Source organism: Streptomyces sp. NBC_01717 (genome assembly GCF_036248255.1).
Classification (GTDB): Bacteria; Actinomycetota; Actinomycetes; order Streptomycetales; family Streptomycetaceae; genus Streptomyces.
On sequence record NZ_CP109178.1, the window covers coordinates 6,293,885 to 6,313,572 of the forward strand.

Here is a 19,688-nt window from a genome sequence, read left to right on the forward strand (position 1 = left end):
ACGTCACATGCATGACCTCGTCGGCCCCGGGCACACGCACATCACCCCCCACGGGACGGCTTCTTCGGCCGCCCGGCCGCCGTCCCCATCGGACCCACTCCCCCCTGGGTCCGATGGGGACGGCCTCCTTTTCGGGGTGAAGCCGAGCGGCCCGGCGGCCGCAATTGCAGTCGGCCGGGTGGTCGAGCGCCCTGGAGCCGCCGCGTGGGCGACCTCAGACGGTGTCCCAGGGGGCGCCCTCGTACGCCAGCCCCACCTGCTTCATCAGTTCCTCGTCGACGGTGAACTCCGCGTCGTCGATCCGCCGGATCGGTGCGATGCCCTGCGAGTTGGTGAGGAACGCCGATCGGAAGGCGCCGATCCCGTCCAGCGTCACCGGTCGCCGTACGGACGCCAGTCCGGCCCCCGGAAGTTCCTGTTCCAGCAAGGCCATGGTGACGCCGCGCAGCGACGGTGCGGCGGGCCAGACGACCGAAGCGCCGTCCCAGAAGGCGATGTTGGTGATCGCGCCCTCGGTCACCGCTCCGTCCGGCGCGGTCAGCAGTGCCTCGTCGAAGCCGGCGCGTGCGGCGAGCCGACCGTAATACGTCTGGCCGAACTCGCCGGGGCGCTTGATGTGTGGCGCGGTGCGGACGTACGGAACGGACATCAGGCTGTGCGGTTCGGGGGACTTCTGCGCCGGTCCGCGCACCGTGACCATGACCGTCGCCTCCGTGTCGCCGGGCGGCAGGAAGGCGTACACCCGGGTCGAGGCGTCCCGTGCCCCCGCACCGTCGAGTGCGTGCCGGATCAGCTCGCGGATCCGTTCGCCGTCCAGGCGGTGGTCGAACAGTTCCTGGTTCGCGGCGTCCAGCCGGGCCAGGTGGAAGGCGAGGCCACGCACCCTTCCGTCCCTGACCTGCATGGCCGTGAAGTGGCCGTAGTTGGAGAAGGCGGGGATCAGGAGATCCGCCTCCGTTGCTGCGTGTCCGTTGAACTCGGCGTACAGGGGTGCGGCGGTCGTCATGTGTTCCACCGTATGCCGAAGGGGTGGACGATGCGGCTTGACCTCAACCTTGGTTGACGTACGAGTCTCGCTGCATGGACCTCATGACACCTGCCCCGGTCGCATCCGCCACCACCGCACCCCTGAAGGTCGCGGTCATCCTGGCCAGCAACCGCGAGGGCCGCTTCGCCCCCGTGATCGCCGACTGGTTCCTCTCCCGTACCGCGGACCGCCCGGACATCGAGACCGACCTCATCGACGTCGCCGACCTCGTTCTCCCGTACACCCTCTCCCGCCGCCCCGGCCCCGACGTGACCGCGCAACTGGCCGGGGTCTCGCCCCGGTTGGCTGCCGCCGACGCCTTCGTCGTCGTCACCCCCGAGTACAACCACTCGTTCCCTGCCCCGCTGAAGAACCTCATCGACTGGCATCACGCCGAATGGCAGGCCAAGCCCGTCGCCTTCGTCTCGTACGGGGGAGTGTCCGGCGGTCTGCGGGCTGTCGAGCACCTCCGTCAGGTCTTCGCCGAACTGCACGCCGTCTCCATCCGCGACACGGTGTCGTTCCACAACGCGGGCGTCCTGTTCGACGACGACCGCAGGCACAGGGATCCGGCGGCCGTGGACGCGGCGGCGAAGACACTGCTCGATCAGCTCGTCTGGTGGGGGCAGGCGCTGCGCGAAGCCAAGGCGGTGCGCCCATACGGTAATTGACGGTAGATCAAGCCGGTGCAGGTCCCGGAGCGGGCAGCCGCTCCGGGACCTGCGCCAGGTCAGCCGACCGACACTGCCGACCAGGCCGTGGCCACCGCGTTCTGCTCCGCGCTGCCGGCTCCGTACAGGTCCTTCGCCGCGTTGAGCGTCGCGGTGCGGGCGCCCGCGTACTTGGTGGAGGACGTCATGTAGACGGTCAGTGCCCGGTACCAGATCTTGCCGAGCTTGTCCTTGCCGATGCCGCTCAGCGTCGCCCCGTTGCACGTGGTGCCGTTGTGCTGGACGCCGCCGATGGCCTTCGGGCCGCTGCCCTCGGCCAGCAGATACGCGAAGTGGTTGGCGACACCGGATGAGTAGTGCACATCCAGATTGCCGACCGAGGAGCTCCAGCAGTCCGCCGAGTTGCCGTCCTTGGAGGGCTGGTCCATGAACCGCAACGCGGCCTTCCCGAAGCCGGGCTTCACGATTTTCTCGCCGATGAGGTAGTCGCCCGGGTCCTGCGCGTTGTTCGCGTGGAACTCCACCAGTGTGCCGAAGATGTCGGAGGTGGCCTCGTTGAGACCGCCCGACTCACCGGAGTAGGTGAGGGCCGCCGTCTTGGATGTCACGCCGTGCGACATCTCGTGCCCGGCCACGTCCAGCGCGACCAGCGGTCCGAACGTCGAACCGTCGCCGTCCCCGTACGTCATGCAGAAGCAGGTGTCGTCCCAGAAGGCGTTGTTGTAGCCATTGCCGTAGTGCACCCGGTTGTACGAGCCCTTGCCGTCCCCGGCGATGCCGTTCCGGCCGTGCACGTTCTTGTAGTAGTCCCAGGTGGTGTCCGTGCCGTACTGGGCGTCGACCGCCGCCGATGCGCGGTCGGAGGTGCTGCCGTTGCCCCAGTGGTTGTCGGCGTCGGTGAACAGCACCGCGGGCGCCCGGCTCCAGCAGATGGTGAGGATGCAGCCGTCGGTCTTGTTCTGGGCGTCGCCGGAGTAGGTGTTGCCGCGCGTCGCGTCCTTGAGCTGGTACGTGGATCCCGACTGGGTCGTCTGCAGCGGGACCGTACCGCTGTACAGCGACCGGCCGTCGCCGGACGCCGTCTCCAGGCTGTCCCAGGCGTCGATCTGCCGGCCCGTGCGCGCGTCGGTGAGTACCACGCGGGCGACCGGGTTGCCCAGTGAGTCCTTGCCTGCCGCCTCGGTGCGCCAGGCCAGCTTGGGCGCGCCGTGCAGGGCGTCCACGACGAGCTGCGGCTGTGCGGCGACCTTGCTGAGCTTCAGGCCGCGGTTGGCCGAGCGCAGTGCGGCCGCGCCCAGGTCGGCGGCGCCCGACGCGGAGAGGGCCGGGGTCACGGTCGGCACGGCGAGATCGCCGCGGACAGCCCGGTCGGCGCTCCGGTACGCGCCGTCGGGTGCGAGGTGGACGACGAAGTCGCCGCCGAGGACCGGCAGGTTGCGGTAGGTGCGGTCGTAACGCACATGCTGGCTGCCGTCCTTGTCGACGACCACATCGCGCACCGCGGTGTCCTGGGAGCCGGTGAGGCCCAGTGCGGTGGCGTGCCCGGTGAGCGCGGCCTCGGCGTGACGGACGGCGGCGGCGGGGCTCGGGGCCGGGTGACCGGCCGCGGCGGCGCCCGTGGTCGCGGTGAGGGCGGAAGCAAGCAGGGTGGCGCCGACGGCGGCTATGCCGAGCGGGGTGAGGCGCGATGCATGCCGAATCGATCTCATCGGACTCCTCGGAGTGCGGGGGGAAGGGGCGATCTGAGCGGTGCTTCTGAGCTCGCCTCAGATTTAAGGGTTCATGACATGTCATGTCCATACCGCAACGGTGATGAAGGAGGACACGGCACCGAACCGCCCCGACAATCGACGAGAAGGACACGCCACAGGCACAAGATCCGAAGAGCAGATCCGAAGAGCTGAGGAGACCGACGGTGACGACGCCGGCATGGCTGACCGTTCTGACCACCACGGACAGCGAGGAGAAGGCCCACGCCCTCGCCCAGGGCGCGGTGGAGGCGCGGCTCGCGGCATGCGCGCAGATCTCCGCGCCCGTCACCTCCGTCTACCGGTGGCGGAACGCCATCGAGACCACGGAGGAGTGGCAGGTGCTGTTCAAGACGGTGGCCGGGCGCTATGACGAACTGGAGGAACACCTCCGGGCGGCGCACGACTACGAGACCCCGGAGATCATCGCGACGCCGGTGGTACGGGGAAGCGACCGCTACCTCGCCTGGGTGACTGCGGAGACGGCCCCGGTCACGGCCCTCTGACCATGCCGCGGACCGACCCCGAACTGCCCTTCTTCGTCTACGGCACGCTGCTCCCCGGCGAACACAACCATGACCTGTTCCTCCGGGGCCGGGTGATCGCGGAACAGCCGGCCCTGCTGCCGGGCGCCCTGTTGTACGAAGGCCCCGGCTACCCGTACGCGATCGAGGGCCATGGCACCGTGCGCGGCACACTCGTCACGGCAGCGCCCGCCATGTACGCGGAGCTGCTCGTCCTCCTCGACCGGCTGGAGGAGTACCTCGGACCGGGGCACCCGCGCAATCTCTACGAGCGGGTCGCCCTCGAAGTCCGCCTCCCGGGCGCGGTCCCGCCCGCCACCGGAACCGCCCGCGCCTGGGTCTACCTCGCCGCCGCCCCCGTCACCCGCACCCTCCGTACCGGCGGCATCCCCATCCCCGGAGGCGATTGGCTCACCCGGCGGCCGCCTCCACCCGCACCGCGCACACCTTGAACTCCGGCATCCGCGACACCGGGTCCAGCGCCGGGTTCGTCAGCGTGTTGGCCCGGCCCTCACCCGCCCAGTGGAACGGCATGAAGACGGTGTCCTGCCGGATCGCACCGGTGATCCGGGCGGGCGCCACCGCCCGCCCGCGCCGCGAGGTGACCGCCACCGGATCGCCCTCCGCCACGCCGATCCGCTCGGCGAGCCGAGGATGCAGTTCCACGAACGGGCCGGGGGCCGCGGCGTTCAGCTCGTCGACCCGGCGGGTCTGCGCACCCGACTGGTACTGGGCGACCACCCGACCGGTCGTCAGCACCACCGGATACTCCCGGTCGGTCTCCTCGGCGGCGGGACGGTGCGTCACGGGCACGAACCGCGCCCGCCCGTCGTCCGTGGCGAACCGGTCCAGGAACAGCCGCGGTGTACCGGCATGCTGCTCGTCCGGGCACGGCCAGAACACCCCGTTCTCCGCCGCGATCCGCCCGTACGTGATCCCCGCGTAGTCGGCGGGACCGCCCGCAGAGGCGCGCCGGAGCTCGTCGAAGACCTCCTCGGGGTCGGTGGGGAATCCCTTGCCGTGCCCGAGGAGCGCGGCCAGCCCGTGCAGCACCTCCAGATCGCTGCGGACGCCGTCCGGCGGGGTGACTGCCCGCTGCCTCAGCAGCACCCTGCCCTCCAGGCTGGTCGTCGTCCCGGTCTCCTCCGCCCACTGCGTCACCGGCAGCACCACGTCGGCCAGTGCCGCCGTCTCCGACAGCACCACGTCCGCGACCGCGAGGAAGTCCAGCGACCGCAGCCGTTCCTCCACATGAGTGGCGTGCGGCGCCGACACCACCGGGTTGGACCCCATCACCAACAGCGACCGCACGTCCGTACCCAGCGCGTCGAGGAGCTCGTACGCACTGCGTCCCGGCCCTGGCAGCGAGTCCGGGTCGACCCCCCACACCTGCGCCACATGGCGGCGCGCCGCCGGGTCCGTGAGCTTGCGGTAGCCGGGCAACTGGTCGGCCTTCTGGCCGTGTTCGCGCCCACCCTGACCGTTGCCCTGCCCGGTAAGACAGCCGTACCCGGACAGCGGTCTGCCGGCCCGGCCGGTGGCCAGACAGAGGTTGATCCAGGCGCCGACCGTGTCCGTGCCCTTGGACTGCTGCTCAGGTCCGCGAGCGGTCAGCACCATTGCGTCCTGTGCATCGCAGAACATCTCGACGGCCTCGCGCAGTTGCGGCACCGGCACCCCGGTCAGCCGCTCCACCAGCTCCGGCCAGTGCGCCATGACTCCGGCCCTGGCCTCGTCCCAGCCGTTCGTACGCTCGCGTACGAACTCCTCGTCCACCCGGCCGGCCGCCACCACCAGATGCAGCATTCCGAGTGCGAGCGCGAGATCTGTGCCGGGCCGGGGCGCCAGATGCAGATCGGCCTGCTCGGCGGTGCGGGTCCGGCGCGGATCGATGACGATCAACCGGCCGCCGTTCTCCCGCAGTTCGGTCAGAAAGCGCAGCGCGGGCGGCATCGTCTCGGCGAGGTTCGACCCGACGAGGATCACGCATCCGGTGCGCGCGATGTCCTCCAGGGGGAACGGCAGCCCGCGGTCGAGGCCGAAGGCCCGCTGATGCGCGGCGGCCGCCGACGACATGCAGAACCGCCCGTTGTAGTCGATCTGCGAGGTCGACAGGACGACCCGGGCGAACTTCCCGAGCGCGTACGCCTTCTCGTTGGTGAGCCCGCCACCGCCGAACACCCCCACGGCATCCGGCCCGTGCACGGCCCGGGTGCGCCGGAGTCCGTCGGCGACCGCGGCCAGCGCCTCGTCCCAGCCGGCCGGCTCCAGCTCGCCACTGACCGCGTCGCGCACGAGCGGTCCGGTCAGCCGTACCCGTGAGGAGAGAACGGCCGGCGCGGTCCGGCCCTTGCCGCACAGGGCGCCGCGGTTGACGGGGAAATCGGTACGCTCCACGACCTCGACCACCGGGCCGCCGGTGACCGGTCGCAGATTCATCCCGCACTGCAGCGAGCAGTACGGGCAGTGGGTCGCGGTGGGGGCGATCTCGGTGCGGGCCATGGGCTCCAGCGTGCGAGCCAGGTGTTACGCGGACGCCCGCGACCGGTTACGCCGCCGGAACGTGGACCTCAGCCCACCTCCGCCGAGCCCGTGAGGTCGGCCTCCACCGGGCCGGTGAGACCGGTCGGCGTCCTCACCGCCCGCCGGTCGCCAGGGCCTCCCCGACCCCGGGCTCCTCGGGCCCCAGGAAGTGCGGATCCGGCTCGAACATCGCGTCCAGTGCCGCCTTCCCCGCCGCGAACACCTCCCGCGTCCCGCCGTAGTACCAGGTCGCGTCGTGCTTGGCGTCGACCCCGACCCCGTAGGCGTCGATGCCCGCCGCCCGGCACAGCGCGATCGCCCGCCGGATATGGAACCCCTGGCTCACCAGCACGGCCCGGTCGACCCCGAAGATCTTCTTGGCCCGCACACAGGAGTCCCACGTGTCGAACCCGGCGAAGTCGCTGACGATCCGCTTGTCCGGCACCCCGTGCGCCACGAGATACGCCCGCATGGCATCCGGCTCGTCGTACTCCTCCCGGCTGTTGTCACCGGTCACCAGCACGACCTTCACCTTGCCGTCCCGGTACAGCTCGGCGGCCGTGTTCAGCCGGTTCGCGAGATACGGCGAAGGCTTCCCGTCCCACAGCCCGGCCCCGAACACCACGGCGACCTGCTGCGCGGGCGCGTCCGCGGTCGTCCGGACACGGGCGTCGGCGACGGAGTACATCCAGGTCGCGGGAGCCAGGCCCAGCACACAGGCTGCCATCACCCCCTGCACGGCCCACCGCTGACCACGCCGCGTGAGCGGCCGGCGCGGCCGCAGCCGCGCGAGCCACCCCGGCCAATTCGGCCGCTTTCCTCGCATCGGAGTCCCTCGGTCGGTGTCGTTGCGTCAACTGATCGGACGAGTATCAGGTCAAAAGGGTTCTCCACGCCGCGACATTCTTCATCCGGACCGGTCGCGGCCCGGCACGCCTTCGCCGCCGCGCCGGTGGCATGCGGTGGCAACGCGCGCCGTGCGCACACCGGGCGCGGACCCCGCCCAATAACATCGGCCGATGTTGCTTCCCCGGCTGATCGCCTCCGACCTCGACGGCACTCTTCTGCGCCGCGACGGCACCCTCTCCTCCCGCACCCTCCGCGCCCTGCGCTCGGCCGAGAGCGCCGGTGCGGAGATCGTCCTCGTCACCGCCAGACCGCCCAGGTTCGTCGACCGGCTCGCCGAGGCGACGGGGCTGACGGGGACGGCGGTGTGCAGCAACGGAGCGCTGGTCTACGACATCAGGACGCGTACGGTCGTCGCCTCCCGCGTCCTGGCCGTCACCGTCGCCCAGCGCGTGGCCACCGCACTCGCCGCCGTCCTGCCGGAGGTGGGCTTCGCCCTGGAGACCGGCAACCAGATCCTGTACGAACCGGCGTACCGGTTGCGCCTGTCCGAGGACATCGACGCCGAACTGCCCGTGGGGTCCCTGGCGGACCTGTGGCTGACCGACGTACCCGTCACCAAACTCCTCGCCTGGTCCGACCGGCTCGACGCGGACACCCTGCTGGCCGCGGCCCGGCAAGGGGCGGGCCCGGCAGGCAGCGAAGTCCAGTTCACCCACTCCGGCGGGCACGGGCTCCTGGAGATCAGCGCGTTCGGGGTCACCAAGGCGGGCACTCTCGCGGAGCTCTGCGCCGGGCGCGGCATCGACGCCACGGAGGTCATCGCCTTCGGCGACATGCCCAACGACCTGACCGTCCTCGACTGGGCGGGCACCGGATACGCCATGGGCAACGCCCACCCGGCGGTGCTCGCCGCCGTACCGTCCCACACGGTGTCCAACGAGGAGGACGGGGTGGCCCACGTCCTGGAGCGCCTCTTCGGGCCGCCGACCGCGCGGTGAGCCCGTGGCAAAGACCCGTCACCCCTGCGCAACGACCTGGCAACCTGCGCCCGCCACCATCGGTCCATGACGGAGTCGGCATCGGCACAACCCCGTGAGTCCCTGCCTCTCGACAGCACAGCGCAACTGTTGACCCGCATCACCGCCCAGCTCGGCGCCCAGCTCAGCCATGTCTCCCTGAACGGAACGCGCAGACCCATGCCCCACCGCACCGGCGGCTCGGCACCGGGCTCGGCGGCCACCACCCGTGCCCCCGCCCTCGTCGCGGTGGCGCACGGCAGCCGCGACCCGCAGGCGCTGCGCACGGTCATGAAGCTGCTGGACCGGGTGCGGGAACTGCGCCCGGGGCTGGACGTCCGGCTCGGCCACATCGAGCTGAACGAGCCGCTCCTGCCGGCATCCCTGTCCGGCCTGGGGTCCGCTGACGCCGTTCTCGTACCGCTGCTGCTCGGCCGCGGCCACCACGTCAAGCGGGACATACCTGCGGCAGCCGCCGCCGCACCGGCCCTGCGGGCCACGATCGCCGCGCCGCTCGGGCCGCACCCCCTGCTCGTCGAGGCGCTGTACGGGCGGCTCGTCGAAGCGGGCTGGCCGACCGAAGAGGGCGACAGCTGCGGCTCCGCCGTGGTCCTCGCCGCTGCCGGTTCGCGCGACCCCGATTCGGCCGCCGACACCCGCCGCACCGCACGGATGCTCAGCGAACGGCTCGGCGGGGTGCCCGTCGTCCCCGCGTACGCCTCCGCCACCGCGCCCACCGTCCCGGTCGCGGTGCGCGCCCTCGCCGCCCGTGGCCGGCACCGGGTCGCCGTCGCCTCGTACTTCACCGCACCCGGCCGTTTCGCGACGGCCGCCGCCGCTGCCGCCCCCGGCACCGCCGCGGCCCCGCTCGGCGCGCATCCCGCGATGGCGCGGCTGCTCCTGCACCGGTACGACCAGGCGCTGACCGGCGCGCTCCCGGCACATGAAGTCGCGAAGAACGACCATCTCCTGGCGTCCGCCTGAGCCTTCTTGTCGGTTTGGCCGTTTACTGTCGGGACCATGGACGGTACGCGGGGCACACAGGAACACGGCATCACGCCCTATGGCGCGGCCGACACCGAGCGCTGGGACACCGAGCCCGACAAACGACCGGGCCGCACCGCCTTTCAGCGGGACCGCGCCCGCGTGCTGCACTCCGCCGCGCTGCGCAGACTCGCCGGGAAGACCCAGGTCGTCACGCCCGGCACCCGCAGCCTCGCCTGGGACGCCAGCCCCCGGACCAGACTCACGCACTCCCTGGAATGTGCCCAGGTCGGCCGGGAGCTAGGGGCCGCGCTCGGCTGCGACCCCGATCTGGTCGAGACGGCCTGTCTGGCGCACGACATGGGCCACCCGCCGTTCGGGCACAACGGTGAGCAGGCGCTCAACGACTTCGCCTCCGACTGCGGCGGCTTCGAGGGCAACGCCCAGTCGCTGCGGCTGCTGACCCGGCTGGAGCCGAAGCGGTTCGTGCGCGATGTGCGGACCGGTGAACTGGTCAGCGTCGGGCTCAATCTGACCCGGGCGGCGCTGGACGCCGCCACCAAGTATCCGTGGCCGCGCGGTGGCCACCCCACCGAACCCGGCTCCCGGAAATTCGGGGTGTACGAGGACGACCTGCCGGTCTTCGAGTGGGCCCGCAAGGGCGCCCCGTCGCACCGCAAGTGCTTCGAGGCCCAGGTGATGGACTGGTCCGACGACGTCGCCTACTCGGTGCACGACTTCGAGGACGGTCTGCACGCCGGCCACATCGACCCCAACTGTCTCTTCGCGGAGCCGGAGCGGCGCGAGATCTGGGACGTGGCGATCGGGCGTTACGTCCCGCCCGACACCGACCCGCAGGAGCTGGCCGACGCCCTCGACCGGCTCGTCGGCCAGGAGTGGTGGCCGCACAACTACGACGGATCCGCCGTCGCCCAGGCCCGGCTGAAGGACGCGACGAGCCAGCTGATCGGCCGGCTCTGCCTCGCCGCCGAGACCGCCACCCGCCAGGCGTACGGAGCCGGTCGCCTCCGCAGGTACGCGGCCGAACTCGTCGTCCCGCGCGAGGCACGCAATGAATGCGCCGTCCTGAAAGCGGTGGCCGACCGCTATGTGATGCAGCGCGCCGAACAGGAAGCGATCCGTGCCGAACAGCGGATCGTCATCGCGGAACTCGCCGCGGCGCTGACCGCGCGCGGCCCGGACGGCCTGGAACCACAGTTCCGCGCGCTGTACGAGCACGCCTGCGACGACCGGTCCCGCAAGCGCGTCCTGGTCGACCAGATCGCGGCCCTCACGGACGCCTCGGCCCGCTCACTGCACACCTCGCTCACCTCCCCGGGGCGGTGAGCGACCGGCCCCGGGCGGGTGCCCCGGGTACGCCCCGGCCCTGAGCGCCCCGCCATCGCGCGTCCTGCCCGGACGCGGACCGGCCGCCCGCGCGCCGGGCCACTTGTGCGTCGTGGGCGACAGGCGCCCCGATGAGCCGCCGCCCGGGATACGGGTGGTGGCCCCCACACGCGAATTCTCGCCTGGCTGTTCGGCGCCCCGGGCAAGTCCTGCGGCCGTGGGGGCGCGGCGATGACGGTCAGCAACGGTGCAGGTGATGTGCTGGGAGCACATGCCACGCCGGGCGGCCGCGCGGCTCCGCCAGGGGCCCGTTCCGCGCGGCGTCGGCCCCGGCCTGCGGCCACCGGGCGTGACCTGATCGGGGTACACCCTCTTTCGCCATCACGCTGCGTGCGGGACGCTCGCAGGTGGCGGCGGAGCGAAGCAAGCACCGAGGAGGCACCAAAGTGGTCGACGCACATCGGACGTTCGTCATCGTCGGGGGAGGACTGGCAGGAGCGAAGGCAGCCGAGACACTCCGTTCGGAGGGTTTCAGCGGCCGGGTGATCCTGGTCGGCGATGAGCGTGACCATCCGTACGAACGACCTCCCCTCTCCAAGGGCTATCTGGCCGGCAAGGAGGCCCGGGAAAGCGTCTTCGTCCATGAGACGGCCTGGTACGCGGGCGCCGACGTGGAGCTCCACCTCGGCCAGCCCGTCACCGCCATCGACCGTGGCGCGCGCTCCGTGGAGCTCGGCGACGGCACCGTCATCCACTACGACAAGCTGCTGCTCGCCACCGGCGCCGAACCACGCCGCCTCGACATCCCCGGTACGGACCTGGCCGGCGTCCACCATCTGCGCCGCCTCGCCCACGCAGACCGGCTGAAGAACGTGCTGTCCGCGCTCGGCCGCGACAACGGCCATCTGGTGATCGCCGGGGCCGGCTGGATCGGCCTGGAGGTCGCGGCGGCGGCCCGGGGATACGGTGCCGAGGTCACCGTCGTCGAGCCGGAGGCGACCCCGCTGCTCCGGGTCATCGGCCCCGAGCTCGGCCAGATCTTCACCGAACTCCACAGCGACCACGGCGTCCGCTTCCACTTCGGCACCAGGCTCACCGAGATCATCGGTCAGGACGGCATGGTCCTCGCCGCCCGCACCGACGACGGCGAGGAACACCCCGCCCACGACGTCCTCGCCGCGATCGGCGCCGCCCCGCGCGCCGCCCTCGCCGAAGCCGCCGGTCTCGCGATCGCCGCCCGCGGCGACGGCGGCGGCATCGCGGTCGACGCCTCGCTGCGCACCTCCGACCCGGACATCTACGCCGCCGGGGACGTGGCCAACATGCCGCACCCCCTGTTCGGCACCCGTCTGCGGGTGGAGCACTGGGCGAACGCGCTGAACAGCGGCCCGGCCGCGGCCCGCGCCATGCTCGGCCGGGACGTCGGCTACGACCGCGTGCCGTACTTCTTCTCCGACCAGTACGACCTGGGGCTCGAATACTCGGGCTGGGCGCCGCCGGGCTCGTACGACCAGGTCGTCATCCGCGGCGACGCGGGCAAGCGGGAGTTCATCGCGTTCTGGCTGAAGGACCGCAGGGTGCTGGCCGGGATGAACGTCAATGTGTGGGATGTCACCGAGACCGTGCAGGAGCTGATCCGGACCGGCCGGCAGATCGACCCGGACGCGCTCGCGGACCCGTCGGTGCCGCTGGAGTCGCTGATCTGAGCCGTATCAGGACGGTGTTCTGGCGCCTTCCTCCCCACCGTCTTCTCCGTCGCGTGTTCGGTCGCCGGGCGGTCGTGATCAGGGTCCCGTCCGGCGTCCGCGACGACGACCGTGCACTCCTGCTGTCCGCCCTCACCCGTAGACTTCACCCGTGGCAGGCAGGATCAATGACGACGATGTGAAGGCGGTCCGGGACGCGGTCCCGATCGACGCCGTCGTTTCGGAGTACCTCCAGCTGCGGAACGCGGGCGGGGGCAACCTCAAGGGGCTCTGCCCGTTCCACGACGAGAAGTCGCCCTCCTTCCAGGTCAGCCCGAGCAAGGGACTCTTCCACTGCTTCGGCTGCCAGGAGGGCGGCGACACCATCGCGTTCGTGATGAAGATCGACCACCTCTCCTTCTCCGAGACGGTCGAGCGCCTCGCCGCCAAGGCGGGCATCACCCTGCGCTACGAGGAGGGCGGCTACAACCCCTCCCACCAGCGTGGCGAGCGCATCCGGCTGGTGGAGGCGCACAAGGCCGCCGCCCAGTTCTATGTCGAGCAGCTGGACAGTCCCGAGGCGGAGATCGGCCGGAAGTTCCTCGCCGAGCGCGGCTTCGACCAGGCGGCGGCCGCTCACTTCGGCGTCGGCTACAGCCCGGCCGGCTGGGACCACCTCACCCGCTACCTCCGGGGCAAGGGGTTCAGCGACCGGGAGCTGATCACCTCGGGCCTCTCCCAGGACGGCCGCCGCGGTCCCATCGACCGCTTCCGCGGCCGGCTGATGTGGCCGATCAGCGACACGTCCGGCGAGGTCGTCGGCTTCGGTGCCCGCAAGCTCCGCGACGACGACAACGGGCCGAAGTACCTCAACACCCCCGAGACCGCGATCTACAAGAAGTCGCAGGTGCTGTACGGCATCGACCTCGCGAAGAAGGACATCGCGAAGGCCAGCCGGGCCGTCGTCGTCGAGGGCTACACCGACGTCATGGCCTGCCACCTCGCCGGCATCACCACCGCCATCGCCACCTGCGGTACGGCCTTCGGCGGCGACCACATCAAGATCCTCCGCCGGCTCCTGATGGACAACGGCAGCGCCCGGGTGATCTTCACGTTCGACGGTGACGCGGCCGGCCAGAAGGCCGCCCTGCGGGCCTTCGAGGACGACCAGAAGTTCGCCGCGGAGACGTACATCGCGATCGCCCCGGACAACATGGACCCCTGCGATCTGCGGCTCGTCAAGGGCGACGAGGCCGTCCGCGACCTGGTCGAACCCCGCACGCCGCTCTTCGAGTTCGCGCTCCGCCAGATCGTCGGGCGGTACGACCTGGAGACCCCCGCGGGCCGCGGCGCCGCCCTCGACGAGGCCGCCCCCGTCGTCGCCCGGATCAAGAACAGCTCCTCGCAGCACGAGGTCGCCGTCCAGCTGGCCGGGATGCTCGGCATCCTCGACACCCAGTTCGTCGTCAAGCGCGTCGCCCAGCTGGCCCGCTGGGCCCGCGACCGCGGCGACCGAGGCCCCGCCCCCGCGCCCACCCGCGGCGGCCCACAGCACCAGCAGGCCCGGCCCCCCGCCGGCCCGTCGGGCCCGGCGCTCCATCTCCGCAGCCCCGCCCACCGCACCGAGCGCGAGCTGCTCAAGCTCGCCCTGCAGCGGCCCGCCCTGGTCTCCCCGGCCTTCGACGCCTACGGGGTCGACGAATTCACCGCCCCGCCGTACGCGGCGGTGCGGCAGTGCATCGCGGAGGCGGGCGGCGCCGAGCGGGGCCTCGCCGACACCCGCGAGTATCTGGTCGGCGTCCTGGGTGTCGCTCCCGACGACACGGTACGCAAGCTGGTCACCGAGCTCGCCGTGGAGGTCTTCCACGGAAAGTCCATCGACGAGGCGTACGCGGGCGAGCACCTGGTCAAGGTCCGGCTGCGCGCCGTCGACCGCCGGATCAACGACGTCCAGGGCAGCCTCAGCCGCCTCGGCAGCAATGTGGCTCCCGACCATCTGGCGGCCGCGCAGAACGAGGTCTGGGTCCTCCAGCAGTACGCCCAGTCCTTGCGCAACAACGGCGCCGACGCGCTCTGACGCGCTCTGGTTCTGCCCGGCGGAGCGTGGCCGGGGCCGGCCTCCCCGGGTGTAACCGGCCGGTTACGGAACGGACTCAGAAAGTCCGCGCACGCCCCTCGTGGCGGCGATGTGTCTTCCCCCACACTGGGGGGCGGTGCCTGAGTCATCGGAGCGCGGTCGGCCCACTGCACGGTGGACCTCCCATCCCCGCGATCCGGCAGCGATCACCTGGAGGTCGCCCCCGTGCAGACCCGGACCCTGACCACAACCGAGCGTGTCTCGGCCGTCCCCGCGCAGAACCGGGCCATGCGTCATCCGGAGGCAGCGGTGGACCCACTGAGACCCGAACAGTCGGAACCGCCCGAGGCGGTCGTCGCAGCCGACGCCGTCCTGGAGGAGCAGGCGGAGGTGCCCGAACTCCCGGAGCCGCGCGGCCGCCCCGACAGCGGCGGCCCCTCCTCCGACCTCTTCCGTCAGTACCTGCGGGAGATCGGACGCATCCCGCTGCTCACCGCCGCCGACGAGGTGGAGCTCGCCCGCCGCGTCGAGGCAGGCCTCTTCGCCGAGGAGCGGCTCGCGAGCACCCCGGACCCGGACTCCCGACTCGCCGTCGATCTCGACCGGTTGGTGGTCATGGGGCGGATGGCGAAGCGCCGTCTGATCGAGGCGAACCTGCGCCTCGTCGTCTCCGTCGCCAAGCGCTACGTAGGCCGCGGACTGACCATGCTCGATCTGGTCCAGGAGGGGAACCTCGGACTGATCAGGGCCGTCGAGAAATTCGACTACGCCCGGGGCTACAAGTTCTCGACGTACGCGACCTGGTGGATCCGGCAGGCCATGTCCCGGGCCCTCGCCGACCAGGCGCGGACGATAAGGGTGCCGGTCCATGTCGTCGAGCTGATCAACCGCGTCGTACGGGTCCAGCGCCGGATGCTCCAGGAGCGCGGCTACGAGCCGACGCCCGAAGAGGTCGCCGCCCAGCTCGACCTGACGCCGGAACGGGTCGGCGAAGTGCTGCGGCTCGCCCAGGAACCCGTCTCGCTGCACGCACCGGTCGGCGAGGAGGACGACGTCGCGCTCGGCGACCTGATCGAGGACGGAGACGCGGCGTCCCCTGTGGAGTCCGCCGCGTTCCTGCTGCTGCGCGAGCACCTCGAAGCGGTGCTCTCCACCTTGGGCGAGCGGGAGCGGAAGGTGGTCCAGCTGCGCTACGGGCTGGACGACGGCCGGCCCCGCACACTCGAAGAGATAGGCCGGATCTTCGGCGTGACACGCGAACGCATCCGCCAGATCGAATCCAAGACCCTCAACAAGCTGCGGGACCACGCCTTCGCCGACCAGCTCCGCGGCTACCTGGACTGAGGTCGTACCGGGAAGATCAGTCGACCTCGGCGACCGCCTGCGCGAACTGCGCCGCGTACAGCCGGGCGTAAGCCCCCTGCGCATCCAACAGCTCGTCGTGCGTGCCCTGTTCGACGATCGACCCGTTCTCCATCACCAGGATGACGTCCGCGTCCCGGATGGTGGAGAGCCGGTGCGCGATCACAAAGCTCGTACGGCCGTGCGCGAGACGGGCCATCGCCTTCTGGATCAGCACCTCGGTACGGGTGTCGACGGAGCTCGTCGCCTCGTCGAGCACCAGGATGACCGGGTCCGACAGGAACGCCCGCGCGATGGTGATCAGCTGCTTCTCGCCCGCGCTGACGCCGGTGCCCTCGTCGTCGATCACCGTGTCGTAACCGTCCGGCAGGGTACGGATGAAGCGGTCGGCGTGGGCCGCCCTCGCCGCCTCCTCGATCTCCTCCCGGGTGACCTCGCGCGAAGCGCCGTACGCGATGTTGTCCGCGATCGACCCGCCGAACAGCCAGGTGTCCTGCAGGACCATGCCGATCCCCGACCGCAGCTCGTCGCGCGACATCTTCGCCACGTCGACGCCGTCGAGTGCGATCCGGCCGCCCGTCACCTCGTAGAACCGCATCAGCAGGTTGACCAGCGTCGTCTTGCCGGCGCCGGTCGGGCCGACGATCGCGACCGTGTGGCCCGGCTCGACGTTCAGCGACAGATTCTCGATGAGCGGCTTGTCCGGCTCGTAACGGAACGACACCTTCTCCAGCGAGACACTGCCGAGCAGATCCGCCGGGCGCTCACCCGTCACGGGGTCGGGGCCCTGCTCCTCGGCGTCCAGCAGCTCGAAGATCCGCTCGGCCGAGGCGACACCCGACTGCACCAGGTTCGCCATCGAGGCGACCTGCGTCAGCGGCATCGAGAACTGCCGCGAGTACTGGATGAACGCCTGGACGTCACCGATCGACAGCGCGCCCGACGCGACCCGCAGCCCACCGACGACGGCTATCAGCACATAGTTCAGGTTCGACACGAACATCATCAGCGGCTGCATGACCCCGCTGTTGAACTGCGCCCGGAAGCTCGCCTCGTACAGTGCGTCGTTCTGCTCGGCGAAGTCCTTCGCGGACTCCTCCTGCCGCCCGAAGACCTTCACCAGGGTGTGCCCGGTGTACATCTCCTCGATATGGGCGTTGAGCTTGCCCGTCACCTTCCACTGCTGCACGAACTGCGGCTGCGACCGCTTGCCGACCTTCGTCGCCACGACCACCGACAGCGGCACCGTCACCAGCGCGACCAGGGCCAGCAGCGGCGAGATCCAGAACATCATGACCAGCACGCCGACGATGGTGAGCAGGGAGTTGATGAGCTGGCCCATCGTCTGCTGCATCGTCTGAGAGATGTTGTCGATGTCGTTCGTCGCCCGGCTGAGCACCTCGCCGCGCTTGGCCCGGTCGAAGTACGACAGCGGCAGCCGCGACAGCTTCGTCTGGATGTCCTCGCGCAGCTGGAACACGACCCGGTTGATGATCCGGATCGACAGCCGGGTGGCCACCAGCATCAGCAGACCGGCACCGACGTAGACCGCCAGCGCCGTCAGCAGCACGTTGCCCACCGCATCGAAGTCGATGCCGTGGCCCGGGGTGAAGTCGACCCCGGAGAGCAGGTCGGCCAGGCCGCTGTTGGTCTTGCGCAGGCCCTCGACGGCCTGCTCCTTCGTCGTGCCCTCGGGCATCCGCCGGCCGATGACCCCGGCGAACACCAGGTCGGTCGCCCTGCCGAGGATCTTCGGTCCCACCACCGAGAGGCCGACGCTCAGCACGCAGGCCGCCAGCATCCCGTACAGCGAGGCCTTCTCCGTCGCGAAGCGCTTCAGCAGCCGCTTCGACGACCCCTTGAAGTCCATGGACCGGTCGGTCGGCGCCCCGCCCGCCATCATGCGTCCGCCAGGCCCGGCCATTACGCGGCCTCCGCTTCCGTCAGCTGGGAGAGCACGATCTCCCGGTAGGTTTGATTGCCGTCCATCAGCTCGTGATGGGTGCCGGACCCGACGACCCGGCCCTCGTCGAGCACCAGGATCCGGTCCGCGTCACGGATGGTGGACACCCGCTGCGCCACTATCACCACGGTCGCCTCGGCCGTCTCCTGCGACAGCGCCCGGCGCAGCGCGGCATCCGTCGCATAGTCGAGCGCGGAGAACGAGTCGTCGAAGAGATAGATCTCCGGTCGCTGCACCAGCGTCCTCGCGATCGCGAGTCGCTGCCGCTGCCCGCCGGAGACATTGGTGCCGCCCTGCGCGATCGGCGCGTGCAGCCCGTGCTCCAGTTCCTCGACGAACTCCTTGGCCTGCGCGACCTCCAGCGCGTGCCACAGCTCCTCGTCGGTCGCGTCCGGGTTTCCGTACCGCAGATTCGTCGCGACCGTCCCGGAGAACAGGTACGGCTTCTGCGGAACCAGACTCACCGTCTTCGCCAGCAGCGCCGGCTCCAGCGTCCGCACGTCCGTGCCGTCGACCAGCACCTGACCGTCCGTCACATCGAACAGCCGCGGTACGAGGCCGAGCAGTGTCGACTTCCCGCTGCCCGTCGACCCGATGATCGCGGTCGTCTCGCCGGGGCGTGCCACCAGATCCACCGACCGCAACACCGGCTCCTCGGCGCCCGGGTAGCGGAAGTCCGCGGTCCGCACCTCCAGATGACCGTGAGCGCGCAGTTCCCGCACCGGCTTGACCGGCGGCACCACGCTCGAGTCGGTCTCCAGCACCTCCTGGATGCGTTCGGCACACACCTCGGCGCGCGGCACCATCATGAACATGAAGGTGGCCATCATCACGGACATGACGATCTGCATCAGGTAGGAGAGGAACGCGGTCAGCGCGCCGATCTCCATCCCGCCGCTGTCGATCCGGTGCGCACCGAACCAGACCACGGCGATCGACGACACGTTCACGACCGTCATCACGGTCGGGAACATCAGCGCCATCAGACGCCCGGTGGAGAGCGCCACATCGGTCAACTCGGTGTTGGCGCCGCGGAACCGCTTCTCCTCGTACCCGTCGCGGACGAAGGCGCGGATGACCCGGTTGCCGGTGATCTGCTCGCGCAGCACCCGGTTCACCGTGTCGAGCCGCTCCTGCATCGTGCGGAACAGCGGCCGCATCCGCCGCACGATGAGACTCACCGCGATGCCGAGCACCGGCACCACCGCGAGCAGCACCGCCGACAGCGGAACGTCCTGGCCGAGCGCCATGATGATGCCGCCGACACACATGATCGGCGCCGAGACCATCATGGTGAACGTCATCAGGACCAGCATCTGGACCTGCTGGACGTCATTGGTCGTTCGGGTGATCAGCGAGGGTGCCCCGAAGCGCCCGACCTCACGTGCCGAGAACGACTGAACCCGGTCGAAGACCGACGCCCGGACGTCCCGGCCCAGCGCGGCCGCAGTGCGCGCACCGTAGAAGACGGCCCCCGTGTTGCAGACGACCTGGGCGATGGAGACGGCGATCATGATGCCGCCGTACTCCAGGATGTAGCCGGTGTCCCCTTCGACGACACCGTTGTCAATGATGTCGGCGTTGAGGGAGGGGAGATAGAGGGTGGCGCAGGTCTGCAGCAGCTGGAGAGCCACCAACAGCATGATCGGTTTTTTGTACGGGCCGAGATAGGCCCGCAGGAGTTTTATGAGCACGCGTGTCTCTCGGAGTCGGCAGGAGGTCGGGAGTCGACTCATTTTCCGGCAAGGCCCGCCGTGACCGCGAACGTTTTTCCTCAAGCCCAGGTCAAAAACGAGACCCGGTCCACCTGCCGGAGACCGAACCTCCGGCCGGCGGACCGGCCTCAGGACTGTCCCGTGATCCCTGGCGGGCGCGCGACCAGGGATCACGGGACAGCCCTATGTCGCCCGGA

15 protein-coding genes are annotated in these 19,688 nt (G+C 70.7%); 9 read left to right on the forward strand and 6 right to left on the reverse strand.

Annotated elements, in window-relative coordinates; all coding sequences use genetic code 11:
* Positions 1 to 214: 214 nt before the first annotated feature.
* Positions 215 to 1,006, reverse strand: a complete 792-nt coding sequence (locus OHB49_RS28360) for an aminotransferase class IV family protein (RefSeq protein ID WP_030970250.1) — start codon at positions 1,004 to 1,006, stop codon at positions 215 to 217.
* Positions 1,007 to 1,080: 74 nt separating this feature from the next.
* On the opposite strand from OHB49_RS28360, the gene OHB49_RS28365 reads away from it, so the two are divergent.
* The gene (locus tag OHB49_RS28365; protein WP_329163871.1) at positions 1,081 to 1,698 is read left to right on the forward strand and encodes an NADPH-dependent FMN reductase; all 618 of its coding nucleotides are present in this window, start codon (positions 1,081 to 1,083) and stop codon (positions 1,696 to 1,698) included.
* Positions 1,699 to 1,757: 59 nt separating this feature from the next.
* On the opposite strand, the gene OHB49_RS28370 is transcribed toward OHB49_RS28365, so the two are convergent.
* On the reverse strand, positions 1,758 to 3,407 hold the full coding sequence (locus OHB49_RS28370) for a M4 family metallopeptidase (protein WP_329163872.1): 1,650 nt from the start codon (positions 3,405 to 3,407) through the stop codon (positions 1,758 to 1,760).
* A gap of 206 nt (positions 3,408 to 3,613) precedes the next feature.
* Between OHB49_RS28370 and cutA the strand changes: the two genes are divergently transcribed.
* Together cutA and OHB49_RS28380 are read left to right on the forward strand one after the other, a co-directional pair.
* A complete protein-coding gene (gene cutA / locus OHB49_RS28375; RefSeq protein WP_030970255.1) occupies positions 3,614 to 3,952 on the forward strand; it encodes a divalent-cation tolerance protein CutA in 339 nt (112 codons plus the stop codon).
* Positions 3,953 to 3,954: 2 nt separating this feature from the next.
* Positions 3,955 to 4,422 (forward strand): gamma-glutamylcyclotransferase family protein, encoded by a 468-nt coding sequence (locus OHB49_RS28380; RefSeq protein WP_329163873.1) that lies wholly within the window; start codon positions 3,955 to 3,957, stop codon positions 4,420 to 4,422.
* Here OHB49_RS28380 and OHB49_RS28385 read toward each other — a convergent pair.
* Positions 4,382 to 6,472: a molybdopterin oxidoreductase family protein gene (locus OHB49_RS28385; protein ID WP_329163874.1), complete on the reverse strand. Its 2,091-nt coding sequence runs from the start codon at positions 6,470 to 6,472 to the stop codon at positions 4,382 to 4,384. The genes OHB49_RS28380 and OHB49_RS28385 overlap by 41 nt on opposite strands.
* Positions 6,473 to 6,605: 133 nt before the next feature.
* On the reverse strand, positions 6,606 to 7,319 hold the full coding sequence (locus tag OHB49_RS28390; RefSeq protein ID WP_329163875.1) for a SanA/YdcF family protein: 714 nt from the start codon (positions 7,317 to 7,319) through the stop codon (positions 6,606 to 6,608).
* A gap of 208 nt (positions 7,320 to 7,527) precedes the next feature.
* Between OHB49_RS28390 and OHB49_RS28395 the strand changes: the two genes are divergently transcribed.
* The 6 genes from OHB49_RS28395 (at position 7,528) to OHB49_RS28420 (ending at position 15,795) form a co-directional block, all read left to right on the forward strand.
* Entirely contained in the window at positions 7,528 to 8,340 is an 813-nt protein-coding gene (locus OHB49_RS28395; protein WP_329166650.1) for a Cof-type HAD-IIB family hydrolase, read from the forward strand.
* Positions 8,341 to 8,406: 66 nt separating this feature from the next.
* Positions 8,407 to 9,342 (forward strand): sirohydrochlorin chelatase, encoded by a 936-nt coding sequence (locus OHB49_RS28400; protein ID WP_329163876.1) that lies wholly within the window; start codon positions 8,407 to 8,409, stop codon positions 9,340 to 9,342.
* 36 nt (positions 9,343 to 9,378) lie between these two features.
* A complete protein-coding gene (locus tag OHB49_RS28405) occupies positions 9,379 to 10,689 on the forward strand; it encodes a deoxyguanosinetriphosphate triphosphohydrolase (RefSeq protein WP_329163877.1) in 1,311 nt (436 codons plus the stop codon).
* Positions 10,690 to 11,135: 446 nt separating this feature from the next.
* On the forward strand, positions 11,136 to 12,395 hold the full coding sequence (locus OHB49_RS28410) for an NAD(P)/FAD-dependent oxidoreductase (protein ID WP_030970267.1): 1,260 nt from the start codon (positions 11,136 to 11,138) through the stop codon (positions 12,393 to 12,395).
* A 151-nt stretch (positions 12,396 to 12,546) separates the two neighbouring features.
* Positions 12,547 to 14,451: a DNA primase gene (gene dnaG / locus OHB49_RS28415; protein WP_329163878.1), complete on the forward strand. Its 1,905-nt coding sequence runs from the start codon at positions 12,547 to 12,549 to the stop codon at positions 14,449 to 14,451.
* A 225-nt stretch (positions 14,452 to 14,676) separates the two neighbouring features.
* The gene (locus OHB49_RS28420; RefSeq protein ID WP_329163879.1) at positions 14,677 to 15,795 is read left to right on the forward strand and encodes an RNA polymerase sigma factor; all 1,119 of its coding nucleotides are present in this window, start codon (positions 14,677 to 14,679) and stop codon (positions 15,793 to 15,795) included.
* Positions 15,796 to 15,811: 16 nt separating this feature from the next.
* Here the strand turns inward: OHB49_RS28420 and OHB49_RS28425 are convergent, their stop codons facing one another.
* Together OHB49_RS28425 and OHB49_RS28430 are read right to left on the reverse strand one after the other, a co-directional pair.
* Positions 15,812 to 17,737 carry an ABC transporter ATP-binding protein gene (locus tag OHB49_RS28425; RefSeq protein WP_030970271.1) on the reverse strand — a complete coding sequence of 642 codons (1,926 nt, stop codon included), beginning with the start codon at positions 17,735 to 17,737 and terminating at the stop codon, positions 15,812 to 15,814.
* Entirely contained in the window at positions 17,737 to 19,470 is a 1,734-nt protein-coding gene (locus OHB49_RS28430) for an ABC transporter ATP-binding protein (protein ID WP_329163880.1), read from the reverse strand. Before OHB49_RS28430 ends, OHB49_RS28425 begins: the two co-directional genes overlap by 1 nt.
* Between the last annotated feature and the right edge of the window lie 218 nt (positions 19,471 to 19,688).